The sequence below is a fragment of the Cutibacterium sp. LaCa_89 genome, from assembly GCF_058177555.1.
Genome location: NZ_CP190889.1, coordinates 2161190 through 2176632, shown reverse-complemented (window position 1 = coordinate 2176632; position 15443 = coordinate 2161190). Strand labels below are relative to the sequence as shown.

The following is a 15443-nucleotide window of genomic DNA, read 5'->3' as shown; positions in this document are numbered from 1 at the left end:
TAGCACAAGGATAGGGGCCACTTCCCGAAACGGGCTGTCCTGGCATCGTGCCGTGGTGGGGGAGGACACGCTTATCATTATTAATGATATTTTCGTCAATAAACGATAGGTTTGCGCCATGGGCGATGAAGGCAAGAAACCCGAGGAGACCCGTCGTCGACCGATGGTCGTCAGTAAAGGGTGGGTGCAAGGGATCGCCCTCGTGATGATCCTGGGATTCACGGTGATGGGCATCCTCGCCTATCACACCTATAACGACTCCATACCCATACCCGACAAGGTTGTCTCCACCACCGGAGAGGTGCTGTTTACCCATGACGACATCGTTGCCGGGCAGGAAGCCTTCAATAACCGAGGCCTCATGGAATATGGGTCCATCGTCGGCCACGGTGGGTACCTTGGCCCCGACTTCACTGCCGACTATCTGCGTCGTGCCGCGACGTTGACCCTGGACGCTCGAATCAAAGCTAGAGAGAATCAACCGCACCAGGCCAATATCAAGGACTGGCGTACCAACCGCTACGACTCCCGCACCGGCGTGCTCGTCCTGTCACGTCAGCAGACTGCCGCATACCACCATCTCGTTTCCTACTACACGACGTACTTCGGGAAGAACTCGCACAACCTCGGTTTGCTAGCCCACGACATCAAGGATCCGGCACAAGCTAGGCACTTGACCGACTTCTTCGCGTGGACCGCATGGGGGGCGGCCGCAGATCGGCCTGGGCACAGCTATTCGTACACGAACAACTGGCCGGCAGACCCGACCGTGGCGAACCGTCCAACGGCTGACATGGTCGTCTGGTCGGTGCTGTCTCTCATCGTCCTCATCGGTGGTACCGGAGTGATGTTCGCAATATATGGGCGCTGGAGCAAGAACATCGGCTGGCACGAGTCTGAGACTCCGTCACTGAGCTTTATCCGTCCCAGCCAGGTTGGGCTCACGAAGTCGCAACGCGCCACCTCATGGTTCTTCTTTGTCATTGCTGTTTTGTTCCTCATCCAGACCCTTGTTGGTGCGGCGGCGGAACACTACCGGGCTGATATTTCAAGTTTCTTCGGGCTCGATCTGGCGGCCTGGTTGCCCTATAACCTTGCCCGAACCTGGCATGTTCAGTTGGCGTTGTTCTGGACGGCGGCGGCCTTCCTCGCCGGAGGCATCTTCCTGGCTCCCTTCGTCTCAGGTAAGGAGCCCAGAAGACAGCACGTGCTGACCTACGTGCTGCTTGGAGCAGTGGCTTTCGTCGTATTCGGTTCCCTCATCAGTGAGGCGTTATCGGTCTATGGAGTCTCGTGGGTCAAGGGTCCGGTCTTCGGCCAGCAGTGGGAGTACATCGACCTGTCGAAGATGTTCCAACTCCTGCTCACCCTTGGCATGTTCCTGTGGGTGTTCATTATTTGGCGTGCCATGCGTACCCGGATGAGGACCGAATCGGTCGGCAATATGCCGTGGGTGTTTTTCTTCTCGGCCCTGTCGATCCCAATGTTCTACGCTGTGGGTCTCCTCGCCGGGACGCACACTCAGCTGTCGGTAGCCGAGTTCTGGCGTTTCTGGGTGGTCCATCTCTGGGTCGAGGACTTCCTCGAGCTCTTCACCACCGTCATGGTGGCGTACATCTTCGTCATGCTCGGTGTCGTCCGCGAGAAGGTGGCGTTGGGTGTCATCTACATGGACGTCATCCTCTACTCGGCCGGTGGGGTGCTCGGCACCATGCACCACCTGTACTTCTCGGGCACCCCGAGCGCGCACATGGCCATCGGCGCCTTCTTCTCGGCTGCGGAGGTTATCCCACTGACGTTCCTCACAGTCGAGGCGTGGGGATTCATGCAGCTCGGAGCCCGGCGTGAGTCGCGGTCGTCGACGCCGTTCCCGCATCGCTGGACGGTGATGTTCCTCGTTGCAGTCGGGTTCTGGAACTTCGTTGGTGCTGGTGTCTTCGGATTCCTCATCAACTTGCCGATCGTGTCCTACTACGAGATCGGGACCGCCCTTACCGCCAACCATGCCCACGGGGCGATGATGGGCGTCTACGGGATGATGGCCATGGCTTTGGCGATGTTCGCGCTGAGGTACCTCATCCCTGCGTGGAACGACAAGCTGGCGAAAATCTCGTTCTGGTGCACGAACATCGGGCTCGCCTGGATGGTCTTCGTCACCCTGCTACCGCTTGGCATCCTGCAGCTATACCACTCGGTGGACGCAGGCTATTTCGAAGCCCGCCAGCTCAACTACATCACCGAGCACCGCAATGTCGTCCTCGAGTGGCTCCGCATGCCGGGGGACCTCGTCTTCATCATCGGCGGAGTGCTGCCGTTCTTGTGGATGACATTCCAGGGACTGATGCACCACCGGGAGGGGCGGACCGTCGACGAGCTGCCGGTGGAGCGGCTCTTCATCGAGGAGGCCTCGGGCGAGCAAGGACACGCCCAGTTGCCGGAGGCGACGAGGTGAGCCCGTCCCTCCAGGTGGTGCTCACCTGTTGCTACTCCCTCTTTCTGCTTGCCGTGGCCTGGTTGCTCGATGTCTTGGGTCGCCACAGCGCCCGGATGAGTCGGGAGTGGAAGACGACGAACTTCGTCTACCACGACGATCGGGACGGATGGAAGTGCCATGAGGATCACTGGCTGTGGCCCGCGAGCTTCGATCCGCAGAAGCGGGTCGTCAGGTACCGCGGTCAGCACGAGATTTGTGGTCGATGCCCCGTCAAGGACACGTGCTCGCCGACGATGACGGCGCGCGAGGTAACCATGCCCGTCGACCCGTGGCCGTACTCCGAGGCCGGACTGTTCCATCGCGGTATGACGGTGTGCGTCATGGTCGCTGCTCTGGCCCTGCCAGGTGGCATGCTCTTCGTGGCACGGACGGTGGCGGAGGTGGTCACTCTTATAGCGACTATCGCTATCGTCTGCCTGGCTCTCGTTCCCACCGCTGCGTCCATGCGCCGGCGCCCAGTGGACATCCCGGAGGGGCTGCCGCTGGAGGCGTCAGTGCCGGATACCGGGACGGCGCACGACGACGGTCGTGTCCGCGTGCTCGGCGTTCATGGACAGGCGACGACCGATCGAGCCGGTGACGAGGCCGACCGTCTTATCGCCCGGTACGGGTCCCGTTGGAGGTCCGGACGGACGCGGTACCGCTCGGTCGAGCAGGCGGCTGCGGTCGAGGCCGCGGCGCGGAGCACGTATGACCGGGGCAGGTACTACCGAGGTGTGGACGACGTCGATGCCGACAGGAGCAGAACATGAGTGATCTCGAATGGACCTTCACCACGATCGCGCTCGTCATCCTCGTTATCGGGTTCCTGATATCGAGCTTCAAGATCATCCCCGAATATGAGCGCGGCGTCGTTTTCCGGCTCGGCAAACTGGGCGGGCTGCACGGTTCCGGGCTCGTGTTTATCTTCCCCGGCCTCGACAAGCTGCACAGAGTCGACCAACGCACCGTGACCCTGACGATCCCGCCGCAGGAGATCATCACCCGCGACAACGTGCCGGCTCGTGTCAACGCCGTCGTCCTGTTCAACGTGACGGACCCCATGGATGCTGTCATGAATGTGGAGAATTACGCGATCGCGACGAGCCAGATCGCTCAGACGACGTTGCGAAGTGTCCTAGGCCGGGCGGATCTCGACACCCTCCTCGCCCACCGGGAGGAACTCAACACGGACCTCCGTGAGATCATCGAGGTGCAGACGCACCCGTGGGGTGTCGATGTGTCCGTCGTGGAGATTAAGGACGTGGAGATCCCGGAGGCGATGCAGCGGGCCATGGCCCGTGAGGCGGAGGCGGAGCGGGAGCGGCGGGCGAAAGTCATCAACGCACGCGGCGAGATGCAGGCGTCCGATGAGTTGCGGCAGGCGGCCGACGAACTCTCGAAGAGCCCGGCCTCCCTGCAGTTGCGGTATTTGCAGACGCTTCTTGAGTTGGGAGCCGATCAGAACTCGACGGTCGTGTTCCCATTGCCCATGGATATCCTCGCTCCCCTCCTTCGCAAAGATCACGGGAATTGACCGATGAGGGGTCTGGACTTCGGGACGGTTGGGCCCCACCTGCCTGCGTGGGGGCCTGCCTGCCCGAGGCATGGAGCAGTCGGGTATGTAACCGCCTCATAATCCGACGATGAGGCGCGGAGGCGGCCCTACACTTTGATCATGGATCTTTCTCATACTTTCAAGAACCTGTCAGCCAAGGTTGATTCTGGTTTTGCCGATGCCGTTGAGCAACTCACCCGCCACGTGGCAGTCCGGTCGGTTAGTTCCCAGCGGCCCGACGACGTGAGGTCTGGAGCCGAGTTCGTTGCGGCCGCTGCTAAGGAGGCTGGTGCCGCCGACGTCACCGTCGTCACGGAGAACGACGGCCTTCCCGCTGTCATCGCCCACTGGCCGGCGCCTGAGGGTATGCCCACTGTCCTGCTGTACTCCCACGGTGACGTCCAACCCACCGGCAACCTTGATGAGTGGCACACCGAACCCTTCGTCGCCACCGCCAAAGGTGAGCGTCTCTATGGTCGTGGCACCGCCGACGACAAAGGTGGCGTTGCCGCCCATCTGGCTGCCATTCGTGCCTTCGACGGCAAGCCCCCAGTCGGCGTCACCCTCTTCGTCGAGGGCGAGGAGGAGATCGGCTCGGCTTCTATGGAGGCCATCATCGCCGAGCACAAGGACGAGCTAGCCGCCGACGTCATCGTCGTCGCCGATTCGGTCAACTGGACCCAGGGCGTGCCCTCCCTGACGACCACCCTGCGTGGCGTCGTCGACTGCGTCGTGGAGGTCTCCACCCTCGACCACGCGCTGCACTCCGGCCAGTTCGGTGGCATCGTCCCCGACGCCCTGACGACCCTGTGCCGTCTCATCGCGACCATGCATGACGAGACTGGTGAGGTTACCGTCGACGGCCTCAAGGGATTCACCGGCCCGGAGCTGGACTACCCGGAGGATCGTCTGCGCGAGGAGACCGGCGTGCTGGACGGAGTCCAGTGGGTCGGCCGGGGACGCGCCGTTGAGAAGATGTGGACCAAGCCGTCGGTCACCGTCATCGCCATCGACGCCACCCCGGTCAAGGACGCCATCAACATCCTGCCGGCAACCGCTCGCGCCAAGATCAGCCTGCGCGTCGCTCCTGGCCAGGACGCCGGCGAGGCCATGGAGGCTCTCGTCAAGCATCTGGAGACCCACGTCGAGTTCGGCGCCCACGTCAAGGTGACCCGTGGTCAGCTCGGTCAACCGGGCATCGTCCCCTTCACCGGGAAGCGGGCCGAGGTTGTCAACGAGGCCTTCAAGCTGGCCTGGGGCCAGGAGCCCGTCGAGATGGGTACCGGCGGCGCCATTCCCCTTGTGACCGACCTGCAGAATGCGTTCCCGCAGGCGACCGTCCTCGTGACGGCCGTCACCGATCCGGAGTCGCGCATGCATGGCATCGACGAGTCCCTGCACCTGGGTGACTTCCGCAAGGCCATCCTCACCGAGGCACTCATGCTCGCCGGCCTGGCGGAGTGAGCTGGCGCGAGTTCCACCGAAAGGCCTTTCCGCGTAGAATGGCCCTGCTGTCCGCTGTGCCGGTCAGCAGGGCCTGGGACGTCCGACGGAACCATCTCCCGTCCGAGTGACGGTCACCGGGGCTCGCGTCAGAAGGGTGGGCAGACGCGGACAGCCAGTTGTTCCCGTCATCGAGAGGCCTGCCCATGTCGTCCGGCTCTGTGAGCTACCGAACTCTGTTCTCCCTGCCAGGCGGCACTTTCGTTACCGTCTCCGCCCTGGCTCGTCTGCCCCTGGCGATGAGCCAGTTGGGCACCCTGTTGCTCGTCTCCAGTCCGCAGGTGGCAGGACGACTGGGCCCTGGTGGTCTGGCCGCGGGCATCGTGGCCCTGGCCATCGCCGTCGGCTCTCCCATCTTCGGCGCCCTGACCGACCGTCACGGTCAGCGCACAGTGCTGTTGGTGCAGTCCTTGGTCGGTGGATTCGCTCTGATCGCCGAAGGAATGGCTGCCGAGATGGGAGCCACCTGGCCAATCGTGGCCACCATCGGAGGTGTCGCGGGATTCTTCATGCCTCAGATCGGCACCATGGCGAGAGTTCGCTGGCGGGCCATGGGAGCGGCGAATCCCAACATCGAGGCAGGGGTGCTGGAGACCTCCTTCGCGTGGGAGGGATCCGTTGACGAGGCCGCCTTCGCCCTCGGACCGGCCTTGGTCGGAATCCTCGCGGTGCTTGCGGGCCCCGTCCCTGGCCTCCTCGTCGCCGGCTCCATGTTGTTGGTGCTGGGCAGTTGGTTCGCCCTGGACCCGACGTCAAAGCTCGTCGAGGGGCACCGTGGCGGGACCGACCGTCCGGGGGTCTCGACCCCGTTGGAGCGTCGTGCTCCCGGCCCGTTGCTCACTGCTGGTGTGCTGGCCACCTGCGTCGGCATGATCTTCATGGGCATGGTCTTCGGGTCCGTCCAGACCGGAACCACCAGTCTTGCCACGGAGGCGGGGCGGCCTGGTCTGGCGGGCCTGCTGCACGCCCTGTTGTCGGTCGGCAGTGCGGCTGCCGGTCTGGCCCTGCCGAGGTTGGCCAGACGCCTCGACCTCGTCGCAAGGTGGAAGCTCTTCGCTCTGGGGCTGGCGGTGTTCGCAGCCCCGCTGCTCGTCGTCCATCACCTCGGTCCGCTGGTCCCGGCCCTGATCGTCCTCGGCATGGCTGCGGCGCCGTACATGATCACCCTCTACAGCGTCGCGGAGCGCTCGGCGTCCGCCGGACGGATCGGTACCGTCATGACCCTCATGGCGGCCGTGAACAGCCTCGGTTATGCCTTCGGGACGACGATGGCCGGACGTCTCGCCGATCGGGGAGGTGCCACGCCGGCCTATGCGGTGACGTTCGGCGTCGCTGTCGCGGCGACCCTGTTGGCCGTCCTGGTGGCCCGGAAGGTGACCCCGGTCGGGGGCTGAAGCCTGCTCCTGACGGGCTGCCCCGACGCTCCTGAAACCTGTTCCACAGTCACCATCGGCCAGTGTGCGATACCGTGGCCTCGTGCCGCGCGCAGACGGAAGGCTTACCGCAGACCTCGACCCCCAGGACCACGGGCCCCAGGACGCCTGTGGCGTCATCGGGATCTATGCCCCTGGTGAGGAGGTGTCCAAACTCACCTATTTCGGCATGTACGCCCTGCAACACCGAGGCCAGGAATCCGCTGGCATGGCGGTGTCGGACGGTCGCCGAATGATGGTCTTCAAGGACATGGGACTGGTCTCCCAGGTCTTCGACGAGGCCACCCTCAACTCCCTCCGGGGCCACATGGCCGTCGGGCACACCCGATACTCGACGACAGGTGCGAGCGTCTGGGACAACGCTCAGCCGACCTTCCGCTCTCGTCAGGGGGGTGGCGGTCTCGCCCTGGCTCACAACGGCAACCTCACCAACACCGACGCCCTCGAGGCCCTCATCGTCGAGCGCGCGCCGAACACCGATGTTCCTCACAAGGACCGGATGGACTCCAGCAACGACACCTCGCTGGTCACCGCCCTCATGACGACCTACGACGGCACCCTCGAAGAGGTCGCCGCCCAGGTGCTGCCCCACCTCAAGGGGGCCTTCAGCCTCGTCTTCATGGATGACCACACCCTGTGTGCCGCCCGCGACCCGCAGGGTATCAGGCCGCTCGTGCTGGGTCGCCTCTCCAGCGGATGGGTGGTCGCCTCCGAAACTGCTGCCATCGACATCGTCGGCGGCACCTTCGTCCGCGAGATCGAGCCCGGTGAGATGATCGCCATCGACGCCGCCGGTCTTCGCACCAGTCACTTCGCCGAGGCCCGTCCCAAGGGCTGCATCTTCGAGTACGTCTACCTGGCCCGTCCTGACACCGTCATTGCCGGACGGCGCATTCACAACGTCCGTGTCAAGATCGGCAAGATCTTGGCCCAGGAACACCCCGTCGACGCCGACCTCGTCATCCCGGTACCCGAGTCCGGCACCCCGGCTGCCATCGGCTTCGCCGACGAGTCCGGCATCCCCTACGGCATGGGTCTGGTCAAGAACTCCTATGTCGGCAGAACCTTCATCCAGCCCTCCCAGACCCTGCGCAACCTTGGCATCCGTCTCAAGCTCAACCCGCTGCGTGACGTCATCGAGGGACGCCGCATCGTCGTCGTCGACGACTCCATCGTGCGCGGCAACACCCAGCGACAGCTCGTCCGGATGTTGCGCGAGGCAGGAGCCGCCGAGGTGCACGTGCGCATATCCTCCCCGCCGGTGGAATGGCCCTGCTTCTACGGCATCGACTTCGCCACCCGTGCCCAGCTCATCGCCCCTGGTCTGGAGGTCGAGGACATCTGCCGATCCATCGGCGCTGATTCGCTGGGCTATGTCAGCCTGGAGGGTCTCGTCCGAGCCACCCACGTCGATGCCGACAACCTTTGCCGGGCCTGTTTCGACGGTGTCTACCCTGTGCAGGTGCCTGCATCCGCACGAGACGTCGTCGCCGATGCCACCCATACCGATCCCAATGAGGAGAAGCAGTGAGCAACGAGTCCGCGTACGCCCGTGCCGGCGTCGACATCGAGGCCGGTGAGCGTGCCGTCGATCTCATGAAGGCCCACGTGGCCGCCACTCGTCGTCCGGAGGTTCTCGGCGGCCTGGGCGGCTTTGCTGGTTTCTTCGACGCCTCTGCGCTGGGGAAGTACCGTCATCCGGTGCTGGCCACCTCCACTGACGGTGTCGGTACCAAGGTCGCCATCGCCCAGGCCATGGACGTCCACGACACCATTGGCTTCGACCTGGTCGGCATGCTCGTCGACGATCTCGTCGTGGTGGGTGCGGAGCCGTGGTTCGTCACCGACTACATCGCCTGTGGTCGCGTCGATCCGGACCGGATCGCGAATGTCGTCAAGGGCATCGCTGCAGCTTGCGCCAAGGCGGGCTGCTCACTGCTCGGCGGCGAGACAGCCGAGCATCCCGGCCTGCTGGCCCCCGAGGAGTACGACGTCGCAGGTGCCACCACCGGGGCCGTCGAGTACGACGAGATCCTCGGCCCGCAGCGGGTCCAGGAGGGTGACGTCCTGCTGGCGGTGGCCTCCTCGGGGCTGCACTCCAACGGCTACTCGCTGGTCCGCAAGGTGTTGCTGGCCGACGCCGGTTGGACCCTTGATCGTCACGTCGACGAACTGGGACGCACCCTCGGCGAGGAATTGCTGGAGCCCACCACCGTCTATGCATCCGACCTGCTGGCCCTCATCCGTCAGGTCGAGGTGCACGCGATGAGCCACGTCACAGGCGGGGGACTGGCCAACAACCTCGCCCGCGTCCTTCCCGACGACCTCGTCGCGACTGTTGACCGGTCGACATGGACTCCTGCTCCGATCTTCACCCTCGTCCAGCAGGTGGGCGACGTCTCGCAACCTGATATCGAGGCAACTCTCAACATGGGCGTTGGAATGGTCGTCGTCATGCCAGAGGCGAACATCTCCGAAGCGATCGAGGTGCTTGCTGGTCGCGGTCTTTTCGCATGGCAATGCGGTCATGTTTCCCGTCGTGGCGGACCCGACGAACCGGGGGCGGTGCTGGTTTCGAGCCATTCTCGCGGCTAGACCGTTCGCCCGGAAATGAATCTTGCGGTGGCCCACTTTGGTACCAGGGTCATCGCTCGGGTAGCCTGTGCCCCACGACAGTTGATGATTTTGGGCGGCAAAGCCGCTATTGATGAAGCGAGGGGGTCGACCCACATGGGGCGCGGCCGTGCAAAGGCGAAACAGACCAAGGTTGCCCGCGATCTGAAGTATCGCTCGGTGAACATGGATCTCGAGTCACTGGAGCGAGAGCTAAGAGGCGACAATCGTCAGCAGGAAGATCCTCATGACGAGGACGGCCTGTCTGACGAGTACGCGGATCTTGCCGAGAAGTACGCCCACTACGGCGAGGACGACTGAGCCGGTAACGCGACCGTGAGGTGGCTCAACGACCCCCTGATCGACGGGTTTGAATATGCCCGGATCGGGCTCCCACATGCAGCCAAGTCTGTCGGCGACCCCGACGGACTCCTGACTGCCTGTGTGGTGCGTCGTCGTGAGCCACGTCATGGCCGCGCAATGCTGTACGTTCACGGCTGGTCAGATTGCTTCTACCAGGCCCATCTTGCCGAGGCGGTGGAGGGCTGGGGATATGACTTCCTCGGTCTCGACTTGCGTCGGTACGGACGGAACCTTGTCCCTGGCCAGATGGCTGGTTGGGTGCGTGATCTCGCCGAGTACGACGAGGAAATCAGTGCAGCGGTGTCATTGCTGCGCGCTGACCACGACTCGGTGACGATGATGGGCCACTCCACCGGAGGGCTCACTGTACCTTTGTGGGTCTCACGCCATCCGGGACGTGTCGACGGGGTCATCCTCAACTCCCCGTGGATCGATCTGCAGGGGTCATTCCTCGCCAGGGCTCTGGCTGGACCGCTGGCCCGGTCAGTGCGCATCGCGGAGCCCACCACAGTGCTGCCCATTCCATCACGGGACAACTTCGGCCGCACCATCCGTCGTGAATTTGGCGGGGAATGGGATGTGCCCGAGGTGAAGAACCCGCCCTGGGCACCATTCGTTATTCGTGCCGGCTGGTTGGCTGCCATTCTTGACGGCCATCAGGCGGTGGCCCAAGGGCTTCACATAGACGTCCCGATGTTGGTGCTGATCTCGGATCGCAGCGACCTGTCTGCGACCTGGAAGCCGTCCATGAGGTCAGCCGACACCGTTCTCGATGTCGAGAGGTTGGCTCGTGCCTCGGTCAATTTGGGACGCCATCTCACCTTGGTCCGTGTCCGGGGTGGGCTGCACGACGTGGTGCTTTCCGCGCCGTCAGTGCGAGCCAACGTTTTTGCGGAGATAGAGCGGTGGGTGTGCGCATATTTAGCGTGAAATCTCACATCCACCAGTTTTTGAGCGTCGTTAACATTTTTGTGTCAAACTTCCCTTGCTGGGCACCGTCGTCCAGCAGGTGCAGATCAACTCCGCGGCACTGAGGCCGGGGGATGGGGTCTGACCGAACCACACGGAGGTTTGGAATGTACGCGAAGAAGATCGCAGCCCTTGCGACGGCATCGATGCTCGTCCTGGCCGGCTGCAGCTCGACCACGACTGACGAGAGCGGGAGCAGGGAGTCGACGACGTCCTCGTCAACCCCGAAGGCAGGCGGAGCCGGCGGCGAGGTCGGCGTATTCACCTGGTGGGCCGACGGCTCCGAGGCGAAGGGTCTCGACGCCCTCGAGAAGATGTTCGCCGAGAAGTATCCGAACGACAAGTTCAAGAATCTGGCCGTCGCGGGCGGATCTGGCTCGAACGCCAAGGCCAAGCTGGCTTCCGACCTCAAGAACGGCAACCCTCCGGGCTCCTTCCAGGGGCACGCCGGTGCTGAGCTGACCGACTATATCGACAACGAACAGATCGAGCCCGTCGACGGCATCATCAAGGAGCTCGGTGGGGAGTCGGTCTTCCCGAAGACCCTCACCGATCGGCTGACCGTTGACGGCCACATCTACTCGGTGCCGGTCGACATCCATCGCGCCAATGTCGTGTGGGCCAACTCAGCTCTGCTCAAGAAGGCTGGCATCACCAAGACTCCGACGGACGTCAAGGGCTGGATTGCCGACATGGAGAAGGTCAAGGCCTCCGGCGTCGCCACCCCGCTGTCGGTTGGTGGCACCTGGACCCAGACCGAGCTCTTCGAATCCATCCTGGCTGCTGATCTGGGTGCCGACGGCTACAACAAGCTGTTCACCCCGGACGGCAAGTGGGACAGCCCCGAGGTCAAGACCGCCATCGAGGATTACAAGAAGGTTCTCACCTTCACCAACACCGCCTCCGACGGTGACGACTGGCCGGCCGCGACCGACATGGTTGCTTCTGGGAAGGCTGCCTACAACGTCATGGGTGACTGGGCCGTCGCCGAGTTCGACATGAAGGGCAAGAAGTACGGCACCGACTACACCGCCTTCGCGGTGCCTGGCAAGGAGATCGTCTACGACTTCCTGGCCGACTCCTTCACCCTGCCAACCGGCACCAAGAACTCCGAGGCCACCAAGGACTGGTTGCGCTTCGTCGGTTCCGCCGAGGCCCAGGAGTCCTTCAACAAGATCAAGGGATCCATCCCGGCCCGTACCGATGTCAAGCCGGACGGATTCAGCAAGTACCAGCAGGACGCTATGAAGGACTTCAAGGACCTGCCGATCGTCTCCTCGATCGCTCACGGTGCTGCTGTCTCGTTGGCCTGGAGCTCCGAGATCAACACCGCGATGAGCAAGTTCTACCAGGACAAGAACACCGACAACCTGGCCTCCTCGCTGGCGGCCGCACACGACAAGTACGGCAATTGACCGTCTGATTCTGGCGCGACTGGTGTGGGGCCCGTGCTTGCCCGGCCCCGCGCCACGCCGGAGGCGCTGCTCCTGACATCTCGTCGTGCTGGTGGTGAGACGGCGTCGGGAGTCCGTGCACGCCTTCAGGGCACTGTGTCGTACTTGTCACCCCCCAGAACCCGGGAGAATTCATCATGAAAAGAGTGAGACGCTGGCTTCCGAGCTTTCTCCTCGTACTGCCGTCAATCATCCTCGTCGGTATCTTCGTCTACGACTTCATCGGAAAGACCGTCTTCACTTCGCTGATTCGGGTCAAGACCAAGTCGGGACGCATCAAGGCGCCCGGTGGCTGGGAGAACTACTCCCAGTTGTTGGCCGATAACCGCTACCAGCACGCCATGTGGAACCTCTTGGTCCTGACGGTGGTCTTCGTTGCCGGAACCATGATCTTCGGCCTCTTGTGGGCTCTCCTGTTGGAAAAGGGCGTCACCGGTGAGGGCTTCTTCCGGTCGGTGTTCCTGTTCCCGATGGCCGTCTCATTCGTGGCTGCCGGAGTCATCTGGCGGTGGCTGCTCTCTCCGGCCAAAGATGGTCAGGCCACCGGTCTCAACCAGCTCTTCGTCCACCTGGGGATGCCCGGCTTGCAGTCGTCGTGGTACTCGTCCGGGAAGTTCAACATGGCTGCCATGGCCGTCCCGGCGATCTGGCAGCTATCGGGCTACATCATGGCTCTCTTCCTGGCTGGGTTCCGTGGCATCTCCGAGGACCAGCGCGAGGCGGCACGGGTCGACGGAGCCTCCGAGTTCAAGCTCTACTGGAATGTGCTGTTCCCGCAGCTCTCGCCAATTGCCCTGAGTGCCCTCATCATCGTTGGGCACATGTCGATGAAGATGTTCGACCTCATCTACGCCATTGCCGGCCAGAGCTCCTACACGGCTGAGGTGCCTGCCACCTTGATGTGGACCCAGATGTTCCAGCTCAACAACCCGACGGCAGCCGCCGCCAACGCGACGATCCTGTTGGTCATCGTGGCCGTGGTCGTCGTGCCTTACCTGATCTACACCAACCGCACCGAGAAGGGAGGACGCTGATGACCACCACAGTGCTTCCGGGTGAGGCCAGCGTGCCTCCCACCCCGCCCGGTGACGCCCTCACCGACATGCCGAAGCGTCGTCGCCGTCGCACCCCTGCCCAGAAGACCATGGGTGCGGTCCGCTACGTCCTTCTGGTGTTCTTCGCAGTACTCGTTCTCGCTCCCGCCTACGCCCTGCTCGTGACGAGTTTCAAGACGCCATCTGGCTACGATCAGTCAACGGCGTGGAAGTTGCCTCGAGTGTGGTCCGTGGGCGGCTGGCAGGCCGCGTGGGACGCCTTGGCTCCTGCCATGGGACGGTCCCTCGTCATGGCTGTGCTGGCAGCCATCCTCTCGGCCATTCTGGGATCCTTGAATGGTTACGTCTTCGCGAAGTGGAAGTTCCCTGGATCCCACGTCATCTTCGTGCTCTTCCTGTTCGGAATGTTCATTCCCTACCAGGCCATCATGATCCCGTTGTCGGGCATGATGCTGGACATTCAGCAGGGAGCTCCGTGGTTCGCCGGTATTCCCACCCTGATCTTGTGTCACGTTGTCTACGGCATCCCGATCTGCACGCTGATCTTCCGCAACTACTACGCCACCGCAGTGCCCTCGGAGATCATTGAGGCGGCTCGTGTGGACGGTGCCGCTACGATCTCGACCTACGCCAAGATCGTCCTTCCGGTGTCGATTCCCGGCTTCGTCGTGACCCTCATCTGGCAGTTCACCAGCGCATGGAATGACTTCCTCTTCGCGCTGTTCCTGACGAACCAGAACAATGGTCCGGTCACCTTCGGTCTGAACGCCCTGGCGTCCGGGCAGAACCCGAACTACCCGCAGATCATGGCTGGCGTGCTCGTCGCCTGCCTGCCGACCCTGCTGGTGTACATCGCCCTGGGCAAGTACTTCGTGTCCGGTCTCATGAGTGGATCGGTGAAGTGATTCGCTGACGTATCCTCCTGGGGGATATGACGAGGGGCAGGCGAGATTATCGCCTGCCCCCTTCGACTTGTTGAACGTGCACGTTCCATGACTCGCGGTCTCTCCGGGCTGTCAAACCTTGAATGGGGCCATCAGCGCTGGATCTGAAGTGGTAGCGGTAGATGCTCTTGGCCACGAGTTCGGGATCGGGCCCTGCCGAGGACTTCGAATGCTGGAGGCCAGAGACGACGCTGGGGGGAAGAGCGACGTAGTAGTTGCCCAGAACCGATGAGATTCACCGTCGTCGAGGTTCCTGAGCCGCCTTCGTGGACGACATTGAACCCGCTGGGCGCAATCCGATGGGGTTGGCGCCGAGGATCCTGGCAGGGAAGCTGTGAGGTCACAGAGTCAGTCAAGATATGACTTGTATGAAGGATCAGGCGGAAGCTGAGCGGTCTGCAGCATTACAGAATGTTCTTCGGGGTGGCCGGGACCGGGGTCGAACCGGTGACCTTTCACTTTTCAGGCGAACGCTGCTACCAACTGAGCTACCCGGCCATCGTGTCCATGCAAATGTCTCATGAACACGAAAGCGGTGATGAACTCATCACCGCTTCAGCGACCCCGATGGGACTTGAACCCACGACCTCCGCCGTGACAGGGCGGCGCGCTAACCAACTGCGCTACGGGGCCTTGGCTCTTTCGAGCCCTGACCGCTGCCTCAGGCAGCTCGAAAAATATAGCAAGGTTTTGGGGTGGAAGGGAAATCGAGTCCGGGATTGGGGTTCAAAGACGCTGTGACTAGGGGTGTTACTTGCTCCCTGGGGTGCTGTCTGCAGTGCTGTTGTGTTCACTCTGGATGAACACAACGAAATGCTTTCGGGGTGGAGGTGGTGCGAATGGACTTAGAGATAGTGGATGTCCAGACGGCGTCGAGGACTTCGACAGCCTGGGAGAGGAGGGAGGTGGGGTGCGATAGGGAGTGTGGTCACGTGAGAAGACGTCCGTAGAGCATGAAAAGGCCCTGTACCGAATTCGGTACAGGGCTCTGGATTTGTATCCCGGACGGGATTCGAACCCGCGTTGCCGCCTTGAAAGGGCGGTGTCCTAGGCCTCTGGACGACCGGGACTCAGCGGA

Annotated in this window: 12 protein-coding genes and 3 tRNA genes; 12 read left to right on the top strand and 3 right to left on the bottom strand. The window is 62.9% G+C overall.

Going from position 1 to position 15443, the window contains the following annotated elements:
* The first annotated feature begins 118 nt into the window (after positions 1–118).
* From ACP8LP_RS10020 to ACP8LP_RS09965, 12 genes are all read left to right on the top strand, one after another.
* Entirely contained in the window at positions 119–2452 is a 2334-nt protein-coding gene (locus tag ACP8LP_RS10020) for a nitric-oxide reductase large subunit (protein ID WP_016666177.1), read from the top strand.
* On the top strand, positions 2449–3246 hold the full coding sequence (locus ACP8LP_RS10015) for a hypothetical protein (RefSeq protein ID WP_002522045.1): 798 nt from the start codon (positions 2449–2451) through the stop codon (positions 3244–3246). Before ACP8LP_RS10020 ends, ACP8LP_RS10015 begins: the two co-directional genes overlap by 4 nt.
* Entirely contained in the window at positions 3243–4010 is a 768-nt protein-coding gene (locus ACP8LP_RS10010; protein ID WP_016666176.1) for a slipin family protein, read from the top strand. Before ACP8LP_RS10015 ends, ACP8LP_RS10010 begins: the two co-directional genes overlap by 4 nt.
* A 141-nt stretch (positions 4011–4151) precedes the next feature.
* A complete protein-coding gene (locus tag ACP8LP_RS10005) occupies positions 4152–5495 on the top strand; it encodes a dipeptidase (protein WP_016666175.1) in 1344 nt (447 codons plus the stop codon).
* A gap of 185 nt (positions 5496–5680) precedes the next feature.
* Positions 5681–6928 carry an MFS transporter gene (locus ACP8LP_RS10000; protein ID WP_016666174.1) on the top strand — a complete coding sequence of 416 codons (1248 nt, stop codon included), beginning with the start codon at positions 5681–5683 and terminating at the stop codon, positions 6926–6928.
* 82 nt (positions 6929–7010) lie between these two features.
* Positions 7011–8498: an amidophosphoribosyltransferase gene (purF, locus tag ACP8LP_RS09995; RefSeq protein ID WP_016666173.1), complete on the top strand. Its 1488-nt coding sequence runs from the start codon at positions 7011–7013 to the stop codon at positions 8496–8498.
* Complete coding sequence (gene purM / locus ACP8LP_RS09990; RefSeq protein ID WP_016666172.1) at positions 8495–9562, top strand: phosphoribosylformylglycinamidine cyclo-ligase; 1068 nt, start codon at positions 8495–8497, stop codon at positions 9560–9562. Before purF ends, purM begins: the two co-directional genes overlap by 4 nt.
* A 135-nt stretch (positions 9563–9697) precedes the next feature.
* Complete coding sequence (locus ACP8LP_RS09985; protein WP_023033181.1) at positions 9698–9901, top strand: DUF3073 domain-containing protein; 204 nt, start codon at positions 9698–9700, stop codon at positions 9899–9901.
* A 15-nt stretch (positions 9902–9916) separates the two neighbouring features.
* Complete coding sequence (locus tag ACP8LP_RS09980; RefSeq protein ID WP_016666170.1) at positions 9917–10873, top strand: alpha/beta hydrolase; 957 nt, start codon at positions 9917–9919, stop codon at positions 10871–10873.
* Positions 10874–11019: 146 nt separating this feature from the next.
* The gene (locus tag ACP8LP_RS09975; protein ID WP_016666169.1) at positions 11020–12327 is read left to right on the top strand and encodes an ABC transporter substrate-binding protein; all 1308 of its coding nucleotides are present in this window, start codon (positions 11020–11022) and stop codon (positions 12325–12327) included.
* Positions 12328–12503: 176 nt separating this feature from the next.
* A complete protein-coding gene (locus ACP8LP_RS09970) occupies positions 12504–13400 on the top strand; it encodes a carbohydrate ABC transporter permease (RefSeq protein WP_016666168.1) in 897 nt (298 codons plus the stop codon).
* The gene (locus tag ACP8LP_RS09965; RefSeq protein ID WP_016666167.1) at positions 13400–14326 is read left to right on the top strand and encodes a carbohydrate ABC transporter permease; all 927 of its coding nucleotides are present in this window, start codon (positions 13400–13402) and stop codon (positions 14324–14326) included. The genes ACP8LP_RS09970 and ACP8LP_RS09965 overlap by 1 nt, the downstream gene beginning before the upstream one ends.
* 463 nt (positions 14327–14789) lie before the next feature.
* Here the strand turns inward: ACP8LP_RS09965 and ACP8LP_RS09960 are convergent.
* The 3 genes from ACP8LP_RS09960 to ACP8LP_RS09950 all read right to left on the bottom strand — a co-directional run bounded on the left by ACP8LP_RS09960 (position 14790) and on the right by ACP8LP_RS09950 (position 15435).
* Positions 14790–14863: transfer RNA gene (locus ACP8LP_RS09960), tRNA-Phe, on the bottom strand.
* Positions 14864–14924: 61 nt separating this feature from the next.
* Positions 14925–14998, bottom strand: a tRNA-Asp gene (locus tag ACP8LP_RS09955).
* A 364-nt stretch (positions 14999–15362) separates the two neighbouring features.
* Positions 15363–15435, bottom strand: a tRNA-Glu gene (locus ACP8LP_RS09950).
* Positions 15436–15443 lie beyond the last annotated feature (8 nt).

Coding starts and splice junctions, on each gene's coding strand:
- ACP8LP_RS09965 (WP_016666167.1), top strand. CDS start 13,400: ATGACCACCACAGTGCTTCCGGGTGAGGCCAGCGTGCCTCCCACCCCG.
- ACP8LP_RS10010 (WP_016666176.1), top strand. CDS start 3,243: ATGAGTGATCTCGAATGGACCTTCACCACGATCGCGCTCGTCATCCTC.
- ACP8LP_RS09970 (WP_016666168.1), top strand. CDS start 12,504: ATGAAAAGAGTGAGACGCTGGCTTCCGAGCTTTCTCCTCGTACTGCCG.
- ACP8LP_RS10000 (WP_016666174.1), top strand. CDS start 5,681: ATGTCGTCCGGCTCTGTGAGCTACCGAACTCTGTTCTCCCTGCCAGGC.
- ACP8LP_RS09985 (WP_023033181.1), top strand. CDS start 9,698: ATGGGGCGCGGCCGTGCAAAGGCGAAACAGACCAAGGTTGCCCGCGAT.
- ACP8LP_RS09975 (WP_016666169.1), top strand. CDS start 11,020: ATGTACGCGAAGAAGATCGCAGCCCTTGCGACGGCATCGATGCTCGTC.
- ACP8LP_RS10005 (WP_016666175.1), top strand. CDS start 4,152: ATGGATCTTTCTCATACTTTCAAGAACCTGTCAGCCAAGGTTGATTCT.
- ACP8LP_RS10020 (WP_016666177.1), top strand. CDS start 119: ATGGGCGATGAAGGCAAGAAACCCGAGGAGACCCGTCGTCGACCGATG.